Source organism: Paraburkholderia bryophila (assembly GCF_013409255.1).
In the GTDB taxonomy this organism is placed as follows: domain Bacteria; phylum Pseudomonadota; class Gammaproteobacteria; order Burkholderiales; family Burkholderiaceae; genus Paraburkholderia.
This window is the reverse complement of sequence record NZ_JACCAS010000001.1, coordinates 3341181-3359352: the sequence shown is the minus strand read 5'-3', so window position 1 is coordinate 3359352 and position 18172 is coordinate 3341181. Positions and strand designations below refer to the sequence as shown.

Genomic DNA, 18172 nt, shown 5'->3' with positions numbered 1-18172 from the left:
TATCCATGGTCATGGTCAATTCAAGCGCGGCCGGCGCCAACGACGCCATCAGCGTCAACAAGACCCCGCCGCTGGGCGTGCCGGTCGCTTACGACAACAACGCCCAACGCGTGCAGGCGATTCCGAACGTCAGCAACATCCTGGTCGCCTGCGCGCCCGCCCACAACCTCGCGACCCTCATTCCGGTCACCACCGGGGACGCGCCTGGCTCGATGGGCGGCGTCAGTTCCAGCACCGTCTGCGCGAGTTCGCGCCATATCAGCGGCGCCAACACGGTACTGCTGCACGGCATGCCGACTACCCGGATGACCGACCCCACGCAACAGAATGCGACCAACGCGATAGGCACGGGCACCTCGCCCAGTCAGACGCACATTCTTAATCTGGCAGGTTGATCCGCGCATGATCCCGATGCAATGGCGCGCGCGGTTTCCAGCGACGGCGTCTCCTCTAACGCGGCTAATGCCACTGGCTCTGCTGACCCAGTTGACCCTGCTCATCCTGCTAACGGGCTGTGCAACAACAAGCCCACCCGCAGACACCGCCTTCACGCTGTCTCTCGACGCCAGCCCAACCGTCAATCCAGACAGCCTCGGACGACCCGCACCGATTCTCGTCGGCATCTACGACCTGAAATCGACCGCGGCCTTCACCGCGAGCGGCTTCGCGCCGTTGCAGGACCACGCAAAGGCAAGCCTCGGTGACGACCTCGTCGGGTTCGACCAGCTCATCCTGCGACCTGGCGAACAACGGACGCTCGAACGGTCGATCGAACGGACAGGCGACGCACGGACGCGCTCGCTGGGCATCGTCGCCGGTTACCGCGAATTGAACCGGCACGTCTGGCGCGTCGCAATCGCGTTGCCCGTCGCCGACGAGTCCAGCCGCCCCTCTTTCTGGCCATTCGAACCGCAGCGACTCGTCGTGCAAGTGCAAGTGAAACTGGATGACAGCGGCATCGTCGTCCGAACCCTGAATCGGAACCCTTGATGAAGCATTCCACCGCGCCGTTGAATTTACCGTCGAAAGACTCGGGCGCGTCCCGCAGCAAGGTCGTCTGGTCCGAAGGCATGTATCTACGGCCGCAGCATTTCCAGCAGTTTGAGCGTTATGTCGAAAGCTACGTGCAATTGCGTTGTCGCGGCTTGCAGCGCGCGTTCTGGGGCTTCACGAGTGTCGAGATCGATCACGACGCGTTAGCCTTGGGGAAAGTGTCGCTAACCATGGCGCAAGGCGTGTTTCCGGACGGCACCCCCTTTCTGCTGACCGGTCCCGACGAACTACCCGCCCCGCTCGACATTCCCGTCGACGCAAAAGATCAGCTCGTGCTGCTCGCGTTGCCGCTCAGGCGGCCGGGCGGCGAAGACACGATCTTCGAGGAACGCGCCGATTCGCTCGCGCGCTATAGCGCCTACGTCCGCGAAATCGTGGACGGCAACGCGGTCGCCTTGGGACCGGCCAGCGTGCAGATCGCCCGCGCGCGACTGCGTCTGGTACCGGCGTCTGAGCTAGGTAGCGAATGGCAGGCCATCGGCCTGCTACGCGTGGTCGAGCGGCGTAGTGACAACCATCTGGTGCTCGACAAACACTACATTCCGCCGATGCTGATTGCCGGCCAGCATCCGCTGCTCGCCGGCTACATCCGCGAGTTGCACGGTCTGCTCGAGCAACGCGGCGATGCGTTGGCGAACCGGCTGTCGCGGCCGGGACGCGGCGGCGTCGCGGAAGTCGCGGACTTCCTGCTGCTCGCGCTGATCAATCGCGCGCAGGCCGACACTTCGCACGAACACGAACTCGGCGAGGTGCATCCCGAATCGCTGTTTCAGCAGTGGTTGCGGCTCGCGTTCGACCTCGCCACTTACACGAGCCACGAGCGCCGGCCGACGGTTCGTCCAGCGTACCGGCACGACGATCTGCAAGGCAGCTTCTCGCCGTTGATGGCCGAGTTGCGGCGCGCGTTGTCGACGGCGCTCGAACAGAACGCGGTCGCGATCGAGTTGCAGGAACGCGCGCACCGCGTGTGGGTAGCGCGGATTCCGAGCCCCGAGTTGCTGCATAGCGCCGGCTTCGTGCTCGCCGTGCACGCCGATCTGCCCGCCGAGACCGTGCGTGCGCGCTTTCCCGCACAGATCAAGATCGGGCCGGCCGAGCGGCTCGCCGATCTGGTGAATCTGCATCTGCCCGGCATCGCGTTGCGCACGCTGCCGGTCGCGCCTCGACAGATTCCGTATCACGCGAGCTATCACTACTTCGAACTGGATACGGGCGCCGAGCTTTGGAAGCAACTGGAAAAATCCAGCGGACTCGCGCTGCACGTCGCGGGCGATCTGCCGGGTCTGACGATGGAATGCTGGGCGATTCGCGGGTGATGCAGCATCGACCAAACGCCCGCAACGCGCTTGTCGTTGCCGCCGACCCGCTGCTCGACCTGCTCGCGCCGATCCGCACCAGCACGGACCTCGCGCCGCAGCGGCTGCGCGAATATCTGCTCGATCAGATCCGGCAATTTCAGGCGCGCGCGCAACGTGCGGCCATTCCCGTCGAGACGATCGTCGCGGCGCGCTATTGCCTGTGCACCGCGCTCGACGAAGCGGCCGCGCTCGCGCCGTGGGGCGGCGGTGGCACATGGTCGACGCACAGTCTGCTGGTGGCCCTTCACAACGAGACATGGGGCGGCGAAAAGTTCTTCCAGTTGCTGGCGCGCCTGTCGGTGAGCGTGCACGAGCATCGCGACATGATCGAGCTGCAGTATTTCTGTCTGATGCTCGGTTTCCAGGGACGCTACCGCGTGATCGACAACGGCGCCGCGCAACGCGAAACGCTGATGCGTCGGCTGCACAAATTGCTGCATGAAACGGGCGGCGGATACGCATTGCCGTTGTCGCCCGAATGGCGCGCCGCGGACCGCACGCCGGTGCGGCGGATGCGCCGCGGGCTGCCGTTGTGGGCGTGGTTGCTGTTCGTCGGCGTGAGCGGTAGCGCGAGTTTCGCCGCTTTTCTGCTGGCCACCACCGCGCATACCGATCGAGTCTATGCGGCGATCGGCACGCTTCGTCTGCCCGAGCTGAACACCCACGCGAGCGACGTGCCAACGTCGAACAGGCTGCGACAAGCGCTCGACGCGGATCTGCAAAGCGGCCTGCTCGCGCTGCGCGAAGAGGCGGACCGCAGCGTGATCGCGATGCGCGGCGACGGCCTGTTCAACTCCGGTTCGGCCGCCGCGAATCCGGCGTATCTGCCGGTGCTCGCACATCTGGTTGGCGTGCTGAACCGGGTCGGCGGCGACATCGCGATTACCGGTCATACGGACAATCAGCCGATCCGCGATCACCGCTTCGAGTCGAACCTCGCGCTGTCGCAAGCCCGTGCCGGCGCCGTCAGGCAATGGCTGCTGGCGGCCGGCCTCGAAGCGAACCGGAACATCGCCGTGATGGGGCGCGGCGACGAACAGCCGGTCGCCACCAACCAGACAGCCGAGGGTCGCGCGCAAAACCGCCGCGTGGAAATCGTGCTGTTCCCGCTTCCCACAGACAGACAAGGCATTTCGCAGGCGACCGATCAATGAAGTTCGTAACACGGGTGGTGAAGCTGATGTTGTCCCGGGAGTGGTGGCTGTGTGTGTGGCTATGCGTCGAAATCGCACTGGTCGTCGCGTTGATCTGGAGCGTGGGGCCACTGCTGGCGATCGGCACGATGCGTCCGTTGGAAAGTGCGACGGTGCGAGGGTGGTTGATTGCGCTCGTGCTGCTGGCCGGGTGCATGCGGCTGGTTTGGCGGATGCGGGGAAGTGCGAGCGAAGCGGGTGCCGGTGCGGGTGCCGGTGCGGGTGCGGGTGCGGGTGCGGGTGCGGCTACGGCTGCCGGCATAAAAGACACTGCTCCGGTTGCCGAACTACGCGCCCGTTTTCGCGACGCGCTGTACCTGCTGCGCCACGCCAACCCGGCCAAAGGCAAACTCGCGGCATGGCTCGATGCCGCCACCGGTCAGTACGCGTATCGATTGCCGTGGTATCTCGTGGTCGGCAGCAGCGGCTCGGGCAAGACCGCTGTACTCGTCCACGGCGGACTCGAACTATCGACCGCCGAGCAAGCGGCGCGCGCCGCCGCCGGCCGCGTCGAAGCGACCCAGCAATGCGACTGGTGGTTCAGCAACCACGCAGTGCTCGTCGATACGCCCGGCCACTATCTGGAAGCCGCCGACGACACCGAGCGGCGTGGCACCGAGTGGCGCGCCCTGCTCGCGCTGCTTCGCAAACGTCGGCCGCGCCAGCCGCTCAACGGCGTCCTACTGACGGTCGCCGTCGACTCGCTGCTCGCACTGAACGAAGCCGAACGCACAGCCTACGCGACGCGTCTGCGCAAGCCGCTCCAAACGATGCGGGCAGCGCTCGACATACAGGTCCCGATCTACTTATGTTTGACCCGGATGGATCGCCTCAGCGGCTTCGTCGAGTATTTTTCGGCGCTGAACCGCGAGGGCCGCGAGCAGGTTTGGGGCGCGACATTCCCACTCGATGAAGCCGCCGCAGCGTCCAACAGCGCCACCACCGCATTCACGGACGCATTCGACAAACTCGTACAGCGCCTGACCGACGGCCTGCGCGACGTCGTGAGCGCCGACCCCGATCTCGATAGCCGGGCGCTCGCCTATCTATTCCCGCAGCAGTTCGCGAGTCTGCGCGATGTGCTCGACGGCTTCTGCTCGACGCTGTTTCAGACCTCGCATCTGGAAGCCAAACTGGTCGCGCGCGGCATCTACTTCACTAGCGCCTTGCAGAGCGGGCAGACGGTTGACCGGATACTGACGCCGGTCAGACAACACTTGCACAGCGCAATGCCGTCACCGGCACCCGCAATAAGTCGCGTCCGCCAAAGCTATTTCCTCAAGCAACTGCTGCACGAGGCCGTCTTTGCCGATGCCGGCCTCGCCGGCACGAGTCGCGCGTCGCTGCGGCGACGTCTGATCGCGCACACGGCGCTCGCGGTGACGAGCGGCGCCCTGCTGCTAACACTGCTAGCCGGCTGGACGATCAGCTATTCGAACATCCGTGCCTATCTCGACGAAGTCGGCACGCACGTCGCCGCGTTCAATCAGCACGCGCGCCAGCCGATCACGTTGGCCGCCGGTGCGTTGGCGCCGCTCGCTCCGATGCTCAACGACGTGCGAAGCCTGCCTCGCAGCGAACGCTTCGAGATCGATGCACCGCCGCCCTTGCGCTACGGACTCGGTCTTTACCCCGGTGCAAAAATCAGCGAAGCCAGCGAGACCATTTATCGCCGCGCGCTCGACGACAAACTGCTGCCGCAGGCGGCAGCGCGTCTCGAAGCGCTGCTGTCCAACGCCCCGCTCGACGATCCGGAATATACGTACGACGCGCTCAAGGCCTATCTGATGCTTCACGACGCTGCTCACTACGACGGCGGTTTTGTCGCCGCATGGCTGATCCTCGACACGCAGACGTCTTTGCCGTCGAACACCACGCTCGATCAACGCGCACGCCTGGAAGCGCACCTCACGCGACTCTTCGAAGCGCGCGCGGTCGCGTCGCCGTTTGCACTCAACGCAGCCCTGGTGAGCCGCGTGCGTGAGCGGCTCGCACGCGATTCGTTTGCTCAGCGTGCTTACCATCAGTTGCGCCGCGAACTGCTGCGCATACCGCGCGCCGCGCCGCTCACCGTCGTCAGCGCGGGGGGCCCGCAAGCCGCGCTCGTGTTCCGGCGCCTCAGCGGCAAACCGCTCAGCGACGGCATCGACAGCCTGTATACCTATCGAGGCTATTGGGACGTCTTCGACAAACGCGTAGCCGGCGCCGCCGCGCAACTGCGCAGCGAAGAACCATGGGTGCTGGGCATCGACGCCGCGCCCGCCGTCGACACCGCGCGTCTCGTGCTTGAAGTCCGACGCGCGTACTTCAACGACTACATCGAAGTCTGGGATGCCTATCTCAACGACTTGACGCTGATGGATAGCAAGTCGATTGCGCAAAGCACGCGAATTGCGCGCACGCTGTCGGCGCCGGATTCGCCGCTCAGACAATTCCTGCAAGCCGCCGCCCGTGAGACGAATCTGTCGCGAACATCCGCGTCCGAGCAACGCCCCGCGGCGGGTCGCATGCAGCAACGCCTCGGCAAAGCGCGGCAATCGCTCGCGGCGATGTTCGGCAACGCTGCGCCCGCGGTGCCGCAAACGGCCAACGAAGAGCGACCCGAGGCCGTAGTCGACGCCCATTTCGAACCACTGCGCCGCCTCGTCACCTCGTCCGACGGAGGCGCCGCCGGCACGGCACCGTTCGACGGCAACCTGCACGTGGTCGACGAGTTGTACGGCTATCTGACGTCGGCGAGCGCGGCGCTCAACAGCGGCAATTCGCCGCCACCAACCGACGTGTTCGACAAACTGCAGGCCGATGCCGGACGGATGCCGATGCCGTTGCGCAAGATGTTCGGCGACCTGTCGCAAAACGGTTCGGCGCAGATCGGCGGCGCGCTGCGCGCCAATCTCGCGCAGGACGCGCAAGGCGGCATAGGCCGACTGTGCCGGCACATGATCGCGGGGCGCTACCCGTTCGTGCGCAACGCCAGTCGCGATGTCGCGCTCGACGATTTCTCGAAACTGTTCGCCCCGGGCGGCTTGATGGACAGCTTCTTTCAAAAAAATCTGGCGTCGCAAATCGACGTTAGTGGCAGCCGCTGGCGCTTCAGGCGCGACGCAACCGGCGCCGCTTCGGGAGATGCCCGTCTGGTCGGCTCGTTCCAGAATGCCGACATCATCCGCACGGCGTTTTTTTCCGGCAATGCCACGGCGCCGGCGCTGCAAGTCGAGCTGACGCCGCTCGAGCTGGATCCGGGGATCGCGCAGTACACGCTGGATGTCGACGGCCAAACGATCCGCTACGCGCATGGCCCGCAACTGCCCACCACGGTGAAATGGCCGGGCCCCGTCGGCGGCGCCGGTCAGGTCAGCCTGCAGATCAGCACGCCGGGCGGCGCCGACGGCCTGCAAACGCAGGGACCGTGGGCGCTGCAACGTCTGCTCGACAAGGCCAGCATTACACCGGGCGCGACGCCCGAGCACTTTGTCGCCACCTTCGACTTCAACGGCCGCAAGCTGTCTTTGCGGGTCATCGCCAACAGCAGCTACAACCCGTTCAGGTTGCCGCAAATGGACGCGTTCTCGTGTCCGTCCTAAAGCCGCTCGCTATCAGATCAGGACGTTTGTTCCATGCCCTCTTTCAGCCTTCAATTGATGATCGTCGCCTGCCACGGCAAGGCGCTATCGAACGAACCGGGCGCGGTCTTCGACGCCGCGGGCGGCTCGATCGGCCGCGCGCCGGACAACACGCTGGTGCTACCCGACGACGATGACGGCGGCAGCGCAGTGGCGCGTCGCCATGCGTTGATCGGCGCGCACGGCGACGGGTGGCAGTTGCTCAATACCAGCGAGCATGCGGCGATCGCCGTCAATGGCAAGCTGGTCGAACCGCGCGGACAGATCGAACTGCACGCGGGCGACATCGTCAATATCGGCGCCTATGTGCTGCGGGCGGCGGCGTGCTCGGCGTTGCCGGTCTGGAATCTGCCGGGCGGGTCCTCGCTGACCGACGCGCGTTCCGCCGCTGAGTCTGGCGCTGGCTCTCGCTCTGGCGCTACCGCTGACTCTGCCGAACACGCTGCACCGAATCCGCTCTACGTAACAGCGCGACCGCGTGACCTTTCCGATGACCGGCCGTTCGGTCCCGGAACATCGACCTCGTTACACGATCTGCTCGATACGCCGCTGGATCCGCTTGCGCTATTCGAACCACCGGCTACGACGTGGTCGAACACCCGATGGAACGACGCGAACGTTCACGACCTGTTCGCCGACCTCACTGCCGCGCCACCCGGCGCGTTCGACGCATCGCGTACCGACAACGCGCCCGGTCATGCGCTCCGCGACCACGTGGCGGAATTCGACGGCCATCTGCGGGTAAAGATCGCCACGCCGATGGAGGAGACCCAGCGGCATAGCGCTGTCGCTCAGCGAACCGACTACGCCGACGCGTTCGGCCGGTTATACGACGCGTCGGCCTGCGTCGTGCGTGTTGCCGTGCCGAATTACGGCGGTGAAACTCACGGGCGGAGCGAACCGTCGCACAAGGCAACGATCGACGGAGGCGAAGCCATCGAATCCGCCGCCGTGCTCGCCCACGCCTTTCTCGACGGCGCCGGCGTGCCCTGCGACGCAGCCGCCGAGGCCGGCCTCACCCCGGAATTCATGCACACACTAGGAACACTGGTCCGCACGCTCAAACAACATACCGGCCAAAACTAGCCATGACCCACTCGGTCAGGGTCGGCGCGCCGCCTGGCCATAACCATCGCTTCCCAAGCGCCGGGCGCCCGTCCCCTCGGTATCCGCCCGGCCATTCCGCAGAGGGCCGCAGCGGCCCCCTCTGCTATATTCTGTCCATCCTGTCCCTCTCCTTCACGACGCGTGGAACAACTTCCCCTATGGGCGCAGATCGGCGCAGTTTGTCTGCTGCTCGTCTGCTCCAGTTTCTTTTCCATTTCTGAAACGGCGATGATGGCGCTCAACCGTCATCGCCTGAAGCACCTGGCCAATCAGAACGTGCTTGGTGCAAAGACCACGCAAGGCCTGCTCGCGCGGACCGACCAGTTGTTGAGCGTGGTGCTGATCGGCAACAATCTGTTCAATACGATCATTCCGGTGCTGACCACCTCGATCGCGCTGCACACGTTCGGCCGCAACAACCTCGTGCTCTCGATCGCGACCGGCATTGTCGCGTTCCTGATCATCGTGTTCGCGGAGATCACGCCGAAGATCGTCGGCGCGACCTTTCCGGAAAAAATCGCGCTGCCCGCCAGCCTGCTGATCGCGCCGATGATGCGCGTCGCGAAGCCGCTCGTCTGGTTCGTCAATCTGTTCGCCAACGCGATCCTGCGGGTGCTGCACATCAACACCAAGGGCGGGCGGGATCAACGCCTGACCACCGAAGAACTGCGCACCATCGTGCTCGAATCGGGCAGCTTCATGCCCACCAAACACCGCAGCATTCTGCTGAACCTGTTCGACCTCGAAAACATCTCCGTCGACGACGTGATGATCCCGCGCCGCCGCATCGAAGCGCTGGATTTCGACGCGCCGTTCGAACAGATCCTGCATCAGCTCGAGACCTGTTATCACAACAAGCTGATCGTCTATCAAGGCGACATTGACCGCGTGCTCGGTGTGCTGCACGTGCGCAAGACCCTGGCCGCGCTGCACAACCAGGAACTCGAGCGCGAGACGCTGCGCGAACTGCTCGCCGAGCCGTACTTCGTGCCGAGCGGTACGCCCGTGTTCCAGCAACTGCAGTTCTTCCAGGAAAGCCGCCACCGCACCGCGCTGGTCGTCAACGAGTATGGCGAGTTGCAAGGCCTCGTCACGCCGGAAGACATCATCGAAGAACTGATCGGCGAATTCACCACGTCGATTCCGCGTAGCGCCAACACGCGCGGCGGCTGGAACGAGAGCGGCGAATGCATCGTGGCGGGCAGCATGCCGCTGCGTGAACTGAACCGCTGGCTGCAACTGACGCTGCCCACCGACGGCCCCAAAACGCTCAACGGCCTGATCCTCGAAATTCTCGAAGACATTCCGGACGGCGACGTCTGCGTGCAGATCGGCGACACCAAGCTCGAAGTAATGCGCAGCGACGATCAGGCGATCCGCACCGTCAAGCTGTTCAAGCCACCGGTGCGCGGTGCGGCCAAGGCAGCCAAAGCCACGCGCATCTGAAGCCGAAACAGAGCTTCGCACAGCGTCGCCGCGCGCGCCATTAGCCGAATGGCCGAGTGGCATTAGGGCGATGCCATGACCGATGATGCAGCCGTCACGTTCTACAGGCGGCTCGTCACCGGTCTCTCATGCAAGCATCCAGTCATCCCGCTGCGCCCGCTTCAGGGCAATCAACGTTCAGTAGCGAAACTGCAGTCAAAACCAGGCCCGCAAACTTCGCGGTCGATCCCGCCGCTAACCTCGGCGACATCGACACCGCGCCGGCCGTTCGCCTTCTCACCGAAACGCTGCAGGAAGCCACGCGCCGCAATGCGTCGGATCTGCATATCGAACCGTCGGAGCATGGGTGGCGCGTACGCTTGCGCATCGACGGCGTGCTGCATGAGACGCCGCAGCCGCCCGCGCATCTGCGCGACGCGTTCATCACCCGCGTGAAGGTGCTGGCGCGCATGGACATCGCCGAGCGGCGCGTGCCGCAAGACGGCCGGCTGCGGATCGCCACGTCGCCCGGACGCACCGAAGACTATCGCGTCAATTCGCTGCCTACGCTGTTCGGCGAAAAGCTGGTGCTGCGCCGGCTCGACGCATTGCCCGCGGATCTGTCGCTCGACTCGCTCGGCCTCGATCCACAACAGCACGCCACCGTCGACGCCGCGATCCGTGCGCCGCACGGCCTCATGCTGGTCACCGGTCCGACCGGCAGCGGCAAAACGCTGTCGCTGTATTGCTTCCTGCAATTGCTCAACGACACGTCGCGCAATCTGTGCTCGGTTGAAGATCCGGCCGAAATCCAACTAGCCGGCATCAACCAGGTCAGCGTGCGGGAGAAAGCGGGCCTTACCTTCGCCGTGGCGCTGCGGGCGTTTTTGCGTCAGGACCCGGACGTGATCATGGTCGGTGAAATCCGCGACGACGAAACTGCCGACGTCGCCGTGAAGGCCGCGCAAACCGGCCACCTCGTGCTGTCAACGCTGCATACGAACGACGCGCCCGCGGCGATCGCACGTCTGATCGACATTGGCGTCGAGCCGTACAACCTGGCAGCCGCGCTGCGCATGGTGACGGCGCAACGACTGGTGCGCCGACTGTGCGTGACATGTCGAACGCCCGCGCCACACTCGGCCGCAGCGCTACGAGCCGCCGGTTTCGCCGACGCTCAGCTCGACGGCTGGCAGCCCTACGCCGCCGCCGGTTGCGCGAAGTGCCACGGTATCGGCTACCGTGGCCGGATCGGCGTGCATCAGGTGATGCCGGTGTCCGAGCCGATGCGTGAACTGATCGTGGTGAACGCGGGCACGCATGAACTCGCGCGGCTCGCTCGGGCGGAACAGGTGGCCACGTTGCGTGACGCCGCATTGGCGCGTGTGCGCGACGGCACGACGAGTCTCGCGGAAGCGCTGGCCGCCACGGAGGTCGCGTGAATACCGGCGTGCTGGTTCGGCCAGCGGCAACGGAACTGCGCTTCAAATGGCACGGCGTCAACGCGCAGGGCACGCACAAGCGCGGCGCGCTGATCGCACCGGACGCCAGCGCCGCGCGCGCGCTGCTCAACAAGCGCGACAACCTGTTCATCATCGAACTCAAAGCGCACGGAGCGGCGCCCTGCCCCAAGACCCGCGCCGCCGACGTCACGCTGTTCACACGCCAGCTCGCCAGTCTGCTGCGCGCCGGCTTGCCGCTCGCGCCCGCGCTCGATCTGCTAGCGCAAACCGGCAACGTGCGCCAGCAAGGCATGCCGCGTATCGTCGGCGCGCTGGCACGCGACATTACGAGCGGCCTGCGGTTTTCCGCGGCGCTGCAACGGCACCCGGCCCAATTCAGCGCGTTCTATTGCCAGCTCGTCGAGGTGGGCGAAGCAGCCGGCGCGTTAGCCACGGTCCTGGCCCGCCTCGCCGACGACCGCGAGCGCGCCGCCGCGCAGCGCGCCAAGGTGCGTGCCGCGTTGACCTATCCGGGGGCGATCCTGCTGCTGGCCATGGCGATCACCACCGCGCTGCTGGTGTGGGTCGTGCCGACGTTCAAACAGATCTTCGACGGCTTCGGCGCGAAGCTGCCCGCGCCGACCCAGTTCGTATTGGCGCTCTCGGCGGGTGCCGCGCGCTGGAGCGTGCCGGCCGTCGTCATGTTGTTCGCCATGGCTTGGACTGTGACGTTTCTGCTGCGACGTTCCGAAGCGGCACGCATACGCTTCGCACGCGTGGCGCTGAGAATACCGGTCGCCGGTCCGCTGTTGAGCAGTCTGTGCGCAGCCCGCTGGAGTCGTGCGCTCGGCACGCTGCTAACGGCCGGCACGCCGCTCGCCGACGCTTTCGACTCCTTGACGCACGCCACCGGCAACGCATTCTTCGACCGCGCCACCGTCGATATCGCGGCACGGTTGCGGCGCGGTGAACGGCTCGCGGCGGCCATGCGTTCGGCACACTGTTTTGCGCCGGAGATCGTGCAGCCGGTCGCGGTCGCCGAGGAATCGGGCACGCTCGACACCATGCTGATCGACGTGGCATCGCTCAGCGATCGTCAGGTAGACGAAAAGATCGCCACGCTGGCGAGCCTGTGCGAGCCGCTTGTCATCGTCGTACTGGGTGCACTGGTCGGCGGCCTCGTCATCGCCATGTATCTTCCCATTATTCAACTCGGCAACGTGGTGTAGCATCGCAGCCGAATCCACTCTTTCGCCATGCAGGCTATTTCTCCACTCGTGTCAGACACCTCTTCCAGCTTGCTTGCGGGCTTGCTGCCCGGGCACTTTGCCGCCGATCTGGGCTTTGCGTTCGGCAGCCTGCCGACCGGCTTGCAGTTCGTTTTCGCGGTCGTGTTCGGCCTCGTGATAGGCAGCTTCCTCAACGTGGTCGTGCATCGTGTGCCGATCATGCTGGAGCGTGCATGGCAAGAGGAAGTGCATGAAGCCACGGGCGCGCCGCTCGAAGACGACACGCTGCCCGCCCGCTACAACCTGTGGGTGCCACGCAGCGCGTGCCCGCACTGCGGCCATGTGCTCAGCGCGTGGGAGAACCTGCCGGTGCTGAGTTACCTGCTGTTGCGCGGACGTTGCTCGGCATGCAAAGCGCGCGTCAGCCCGCGCTACCCGTTGCTCGAAATCGCCAGCGCCGCCTGCGCGGCCGGCACACTCGCGCTGTATGGCCCGACCGCCACGACGCTCGCGGCGTTCGGCCTGTGCGCGGCGTTGCTGGCCATGAGCGCGATCGACATTGACACGCACCTGCTGCCGGATTCGATGACGCTGCCGCTTTTGTGGGCAGGCCTGATCGTCAATTTCAACGGCATGTTCGCCAATCTTCAAGATGCGGTGCTGGGCGCGATCTTCGGTTATCTGACGCTGTGGGTCGTGCACTGGTTGTTCAAGCTGGTGCGCGGTGTCGAAGGCATGGGCTATGGCGATTTCAAACTGCTGGCCGCGCTCGGCGCCTGGTTCGGCTGGGCCGCTCTCCCGCAGATCGTGCTGATCGCCGCGGTCAGCGGCGCGGTGGTCGGCCTCGCCGCCACATGGCTCGGCCGCATGCGCTTCCAGGAACCGTTGCCGTTCGGACCGTTTCTCGCGGCGGGCGGCGCTGTTACGCTGTTCGTCGGCACGCCGCTTTATCTCGCGCTGGGGGGCTGAAGCATGTTCGTCGTGGGACTGACTGGCGGTATCGGCAGTGGCAAATCGACCGTGGCCGACCTGTTCGCCGCGCACGGCGTGCCGCTCGTCGATACCGATCTGATCGCGCATCGCATCACCGCGCCGCACGGCATCGCGATGCCGCAAATCGCGGCTGAGTTCGGCACGGAGTTCGTCGCGGCGGACGGCTCGCTCGACCGCGCCCGCATGCGCACACTGGTATTCAGCGACGACGGCGCGCGCAAGCGGCTCGAAGGCATCACCCATCCGTTGATTCGTGCGGAGACCGAACGCGGGCAGCGCGAGGCGCGCGGGCCTTATGTGATCGTCGTCGTGCCGCTGCTGGTCGAATCGGGTAGCTGGAAGACCCGCGTAAACCGCGTGCTGACCGTCGATTGCAGCGTCGAGACGCAAATCTCGCGCGTCATGACCCGCAACGGCTTCGGCCGCGATCAGGTGCTGGCGATCATCGCCCGCCAGGCCACGCGCGAAGCACGCCTCGCCGCAGCCGACGACGTGATCGGCAACGACGGCGCATCGCTCGACAGCCTGCGAGCGCAGGTCGACGCGCAGCATCGCGTGTATCTGTCGCTCGCCGCTGGGGCGTCGGCATGACGCCCGCCGCAAAGCTCATTGAACTTTGCGGCATCGCGCGAGCCGAATGACGCAGAAAACTGCCCCAAACACGCCAAAAAAATTGCGCAAGCTGTCAGGAAAAGTGCGAGATTGCTAGGGTAGTCTCACGGCATTAGAATGTTCTGCATTCCCGTCACCGACCACGCCCGAGGCGAGCCCGCTTGATCCTTTACGAGTATCCCTTCAACGAGCGAATCCGGACGCTATTGCGCCTCGAAGATCTGTTCGAGCGCTTCACGTTCTTTCTGACTCAGGAAGACGCCAGGGAACATCACGTCGCGTTGACAACGTTGTTCGAAATCTCCGAGGTCGCCGGTCGCGCGGATCTGAAGTCCGATCTGATGAAGGAACTCGAACGCCAGCGTCAAACGCTCGCGCCGTTCCGCGGCAATCCTGGCATCGAGCAGAACGCGCTGGAAGCGGTACTCGGGGAAATCGAACAGACCCTCTCGGGCCTTTCGCAGATGCAGGGCAAAACCGGCCAGCATCTGGCCGACAACGAGTGGCTTGCCAGCATCCGAAGTCGCGCGATCATTCCGGGCGGCACCTGCAAATTCGACCTGCCGTCTTACTACGCGTGGCAACAAATTCATCCGGATCAGCGTCGCCAGGACATCGCCAAATGGGTCACGCCGCTGCTGCCGCTGCGTGACGCGGCCACCATCGTGCTGCGGCTCGCGCGGGAATCCGGTCAGGCGTCGAAGGTCATGGCCATGCAAGGCAGCTATCAGCAGATGCTGTCGGGCCGTTCGTATCAATTGATGCAGGTGCGCGTGGTACCCGAATTGCGCGTGATCCCGGAAGCCAGTGCGAACAAGTACATGCTCTGGGTGCGTTTCACTGTGCAGGACGGCGATCTGCGTCCGCGCGCGGTCGATATCGACGTGCCGTTCCAGCTCACGCTCTGCAGCCTGTAACGTTCGCCGGGTAAGTCGGCCTTTAGTCCGACTCGCGGGGGCACGCCTTTGAAGTGGCGAAAAATGCCCCTATATTCGTTACTTGTTCCGTTTCCGATTGACCGCCTGACCGTATGCCAACCTTCGTCAAATGCCCCACTTGCGGAAAGGACGTCCTCTGGGCCCCTGAAAACCGCTTCCGCCCGTTCTGTTCGGAACGTTGCAAGCAGGTCGATCTCGGCGCCTGGGCCACTGAGAAGTACAAGATCGGCGGCACCGACCAGGACGCTGTATCAGATGAAACCCCCGGCGGGGACGCCAGCTCGCATTGAGCGAGGCCGGCAAGAGCCGGCCACCTCCAGCGCACAAAAAAACGCCACGACTTTAGGTCGTGGCGTTTTTTTTTACGAGCGCCTGCTTTCGCGAGCGTTTTCTCTCCTGACTGACCAGCTAGCTCTTCTCCGCCGCAAGCCATTCCAGCACGGGAATGGTCGCAGGCAATAGCGGCGCGACATCCGCCGGCAGCGTTTGCCAGACAAAAGCCTGACCTTCGCGGCCGTGCGGCTCGCCGGCCCACTGTGTCACCTTGCAGAAAAACAGCCGCACGTAAGCATGCGGGTAGTCGTGTTCCAGCGTATGCCACAGGTGGCACGCCTTCACGTCGATCCCCAACTCCTCGTGCAACTCGCGCGCGAGCGCGGCCTCGACCGACTCGCCCGCTTCCAGCTTGCCGCCCGGAAACTCCCAGTAGCCTCCGTACGGTTTGCCGGCCGGACGCTGTGCCAACAAATAGCGTCCATCCGGCTGAACCAGCACGCCGACGGCGACTTCCGTCACCTTGCGGCCGGCGGCGTTCGTGCCAGCGTCGCTCATGCCGGGTCCTTCCGGCCAGACCAGTCGCGCGCGAACTGCCACGCCACGCGCCCCGAGCGCGAGCCGCGTTCGAGCGCCCACACCAGCGCATCGCCGCGCGCCGCTTCGACTTCGGCGTCGTCGCAGCCGAAGTGCCGCAGCCAGTGGCCGATGATCGACAGGTAGTCGTCCTGTTTGAACGGATAGAAGCTGACCCACAGTCCGAAGCGCTCGGACAGCGAAATCTTTTCTTCGACCAGCTCGCCGGGATGAATCTCGCCGTCGGACGTGTGCTTGTACGTCTCGTTGTCGCTCATGTATTCAGGCAACAAATGGCGGCGGTTCGACGTCGCGTAAATCAGCACGTTGTCCGACTGCGCGGCGATCGAGCCGTCGAGCGCGACCTTCAGCGCCTTGTAGCCCGACTCGCCGTCTTCGAACGACAGGTCGTCGCAAAACACCACGAAGCGCTCCGGCCGCTGCGCGATCAAGTCGACGATATCGCCGAGATCGTGCAGATCGTCCTTGTCCACTTCGATCAGACGCAGGCCGTCTTTCGCATACGCGTTCAGGCAGGCCTTGATCAACGACGACTTGCCGGTGCCGCGCGCGCCGGTCAGCAGCACGTTGTTGGCCGGTTGCTTATGCACGAACTGACGCGTGTTCTGCTCGATCAAGCCTTTCTGGCGCTCGATGTTTTGCAGGTCGTCGAGCGTGATCGCCGAAATGGCCGGCACAGGCTGCAGGTAACCGCGCCCCTGGCGCTTGCGCCAGCGGAACGCCACCGCGGCCGACCAGTCGATGTTCGGTGCAGCGGGCGGAAGCATCGCTTCCAGGCGGCCGAGTACGGCTTCGGCGCGGGTCAGAAACTGTTCGAGTTTGTCCATGGCTGTGAAGTTAGCGGCCGCGAGGCCGCATCATTAGCTTGATTGAACCTGGTTACGAACGATAGTCGGCGTTGATGCTCACGTAGTCGTGCGACAGATCGCAAGTCCAGATCGTGGCTTGCGCATCGCCGCGGCCGAGTACGACACGAATGCCGATCTCGCTCTTTTTCATGACGCGCTGGCCGTCTTCTTCACGGTAGGCCGGATTGCGGCCGCCGGCAGTCGCGACCAGCACGTCGTCCAGATACAGATCGATCTTGCCGACGTCGAGATCGTCCACGCCGGCATAACCGATTGCGGCCAGAATGCGGCCGAGGTTCGGGTCCGATGCATAGAAGGCCGTCTTCACGAGCGGCGAGTGGCCGATCGCATACGCGATCTGACGGCATTCGCCGACGCTCGAGCCGCCTTCAACCTGCACGGTCATGAATTTGGTCGCGCCTTCGCCGTCGCGCACGATCAGTTGCGCGAGGGTCTGGGCGACCTCAGTCACCGCGTCGCGCAGCGCTGCGTAAGCGGGCGAATCGGTGGAGGTGATTGCCGGCAGGCTCGATTGGCCCGACGCGATCAGGATGAACGAATCGTTGGTCGATGTATCGCCATCGATCGTGATGCAGTTGAACGAACGGTCCGCCACGTGCCTGACCAGCGCGTCGAGCACCGGTTGGGCGACGGCGGCGTCGAACGCGAGGAAGCCGAGCATGGTCGCCATGTTCGGCTTGATCATGCCGGCGCCCTTGCTGATGCCGGTCAGCGTGACCGTGTGGCCGTCGATCGTGACCTGGCGCGAGGTGGCCTTGGGCAGCGTGTCCGTGGTCATGATCGCCTGCGCGGCGTCGTACCAGTGCGCTTCCTTGCGGTTCGCGAGCGCCGCCGGCAAGCCGGCTTTCAGACGATCGACCGGCAGCGGTTCCAGAATCACGCCCGTCGAAAACGGCAGCACCTGTTCCGGCGAGATGTCCGCCAGGCGTGCGAGTTCCGCGCAGGTTTCGCGCGCCGCCACCATACCCGGCTCGCCGGTGCCCGCGTTGGCGTTGCCGGTGTTGATCACCAGCGCGCGGATCGGCTTGCCGCCAGCGCGCACGCGCTCCAGATTCTCACGGCACACCGTGACAGGGGCCGCGCAAAAGCGGTTCTGCGTGAACACGCCGCCGACCGTGGCGCCTTCGCCCACGGAAATGACGAGCACGTCCTTGCGGTTCGGCTTGCGGATATTCGCCTCCGCCCAGCCCAGCGTGACGCCGGCGATGGGATGGAGTTGAGCGGGATCGATCGAGGGGAAATTGACAGCCATGGTCGCGACCTGTCGAAGAAAATGCCGGCAGGCGCCGGCATCGGGGATAGCAAACTGATGGTTCGGGCAGAGGGCCGAACCACCGCGGAATCGACTGAAACGCGCTGCTGAAAAGCGCGTCTGAAACTCGCTACAGCAATGCGCTAAAAGAAGCGCAACAACCAAACGGAGCGACAAAGCGCCCGCATAAAACGACGCGGCGCGCTTA

Annotated in this window: 16 protein-coding genes; 13 read left to right on the top strand and 3 right to left on the bottom strand. The window is 64.8% G+C overall.

Annotation, left to right across the window (positions count from 1 at the left end):
• Positions 1–5 precede the first annotated feature (5 nt).
• The 13 genes from GGD40_RS15045 to GGD40_RS14985 all read left to right on the top strand — a co-directional run bounded on the left by GGD40_RS15045 (position 6) and on the right by GGD40_RS14985 (position 15263).
• A complete protein-coding gene (locus tag GGD40_RS15045) occupies positions 6–395 on the top strand; it encodes a DUF4150 domain-containing protein (RefSeq protein ID WP_179744110.1) in 390 nt (129 codons plus the stop codon).
• 67 nt (positions 396–462) lie between these two features.
• Positions 463–990: a type VI secretion system lipoprotein TssJ gene (tssJ, locus tag GGD40_RS15040; RefSeq protein ID WP_179744109.1), complete on the top strand. Its 528-nt coding sequence runs from the start codon at positions 463–465 to the stop codon at positions 988–990.
• Complete coding sequence (gene tssK, locus GGD40_RS15035) at positions 990–2369, top strand: type VI secretion system baseplate subunit TssK (RefSeq protein WP_179744108.1); 1380 nt, start codon at positions 990–992, stop codon at positions 2367–2369. The genes tssJ and tssK overlap by 1 nt, the downstream gene beginning before the upstream one ends.
• Positions 2369–3565 carry a type VI secretion system protein TssL, long form gene (gene tssL / locus GGD40_RS15030; protein WP_179744107.1) on the top strand — a complete coding sequence of 399 codons (1197 nt, stop codon included), beginning with the start codon at positions 2369–2371 and terminating at the stop codon, positions 3563–3565. Before tssK ends, tssL begins: the two co-directional genes overlap by 1 nt.
• Positions 3562–7188 (top strand): type VI secretion system membrane subunit TssM, encoded by a 3627-nt coding sequence (tssM, locus tag GGD40_RS15025; RefSeq protein ID WP_179744106.1) that lies wholly within the window; start codon positions 3562–3564, stop codon positions 7186–7188. The genes tssL and tssM overlap by 4 nt, the downstream gene beginning before the upstream one ends.
• A gap of 33 nt (positions 7189–7221) precedes the next feature.
• Positions 7222–8313: an FHA domain-containing protein gene (locus GGD40_RS15020; protein ID WP_179744105.1), complete on the top strand. Its 1092-nt coding sequence runs from the start codon at positions 7222–7224 to the stop codon at positions 8311–8313.
• A 162-nt stretch (positions 8314–8475) separates the two neighbouring features.
• Positions 8476–9780, top strand: a complete 1305-nt coding sequence (locus tag GGD40_RS15015) for an HlyC/CorC family transporter (protein ID WP_179708209.1) — start codon at positions 8476–8478, stop codon at positions 9778–9780.
• A gap of 128 nt (positions 9781–9908) precedes the next feature.
• Positions 9909–11201 (top strand): GspE/PulE family protein, encoded by a 1293-nt coding sequence (locus tag GGD40_RS15010; protein ID WP_179744104.1) that lies wholly within the window; start codon positions 9909–9911, stop codon positions 11199–11201.
• Positions 11198–12430 carry a type II secretion system F family protein gene (locus tag GGD40_RS15005; RefSeq protein WP_373565289.1) on the top strand — a complete coding sequence of 411 codons (1233 nt, stop codon included), beginning with the start codon at positions 11198–11200 and terminating at the stop codon, positions 12428–12430. The genes GGD40_RS15010 and GGD40_RS15005 overlap by 4 nt, the downstream gene beginning before the upstream one ends.
• A 27-nt stretch (positions 12431–12457) precedes the next feature.
• Positions 12458–13399 carry a prepilin peptidase gene (locus tag GGD40_RS15000; protein WP_179744103.1) on the top strand — a complete coding sequence of 314 codons (942 nt, stop codon included), beginning with the start codon at positions 12458–12460 and terminating at the stop codon, positions 13397–13399.
• Between the two features lie 3 nt (positions 13400–13402).
• Entirely contained in the window at positions 13403–14014 is a 612-nt protein-coding gene (gene coaE / locus GGD40_RS14995) for a dephospho-CoA kinase (protein WP_179708203.1), read from the top strand.
• 182 nt (positions 14015–14196) lie between these two features.
• Positions 14197–14952 (top strand): cell division protein ZapD, encoded by a 756-nt coding sequence (gene zapD, locus GGD40_RS14990; RefSeq protein ID WP_035548814.1) that lies wholly within the window; start codon positions 14197–14199, stop codon positions 14950–14952.
• 113 nt (positions 14953–15065) lie between these two features.
• On the top strand, positions 15066–15263 hold the full coding sequence (locus GGD40_RS14985) for a DNA gyrase inhibitor YacG (RefSeq protein WP_179744102.1): 198 nt from the start codon (positions 15066–15068) through the stop codon (positions 15261–15263).
• Positions 15264–15381: 118 nt separating this feature from the next.
• On the opposite strand, the gene mutT is transcribed toward GGD40_RS14985, so the two are convergent.
• From mutT to argJ, 3 genes are read right to left on the bottom strand one after another with little or no spacing between them, the layout of a single operon-like run.
• Positions 15382–15804 (bottom strand): 8-oxo-dGTP diphosphatase MutT, encoded by a 423-nt coding sequence (gene mutT, locus GGD40_RS14980; protein WP_179744101.1) that lies wholly within the window; start codon positions 15802–15804, stop codon positions 15382–15384.
• On the bottom strand, positions 15801–16670 hold the full coding sequence (locus GGD40_RS14975) for an ATP-binding protein (protein ID WP_179708196.1): 870 nt from the start codon (positions 16668–16670) through the stop codon (positions 15801–15803). Before GGD40_RS14975 ends, mutT begins: the two co-directional genes overlap by 4 nt.
• 52 nt (positions 16671–16722) lie before the next feature.
• A complete protein-coding gene (gene argJ / locus GGD40_RS14970) occupies positions 16723–17964 on the bottom strand; it encodes a bifunctional glutamate N-acetyltransferase/amino-acid acetyltransferase ArgJ (RefSeq protein WP_179744100.1) in 1242 nt (413 codons plus the stop codon).
• Positions 17965–18172: the final 208 nt, after the last annotated feature.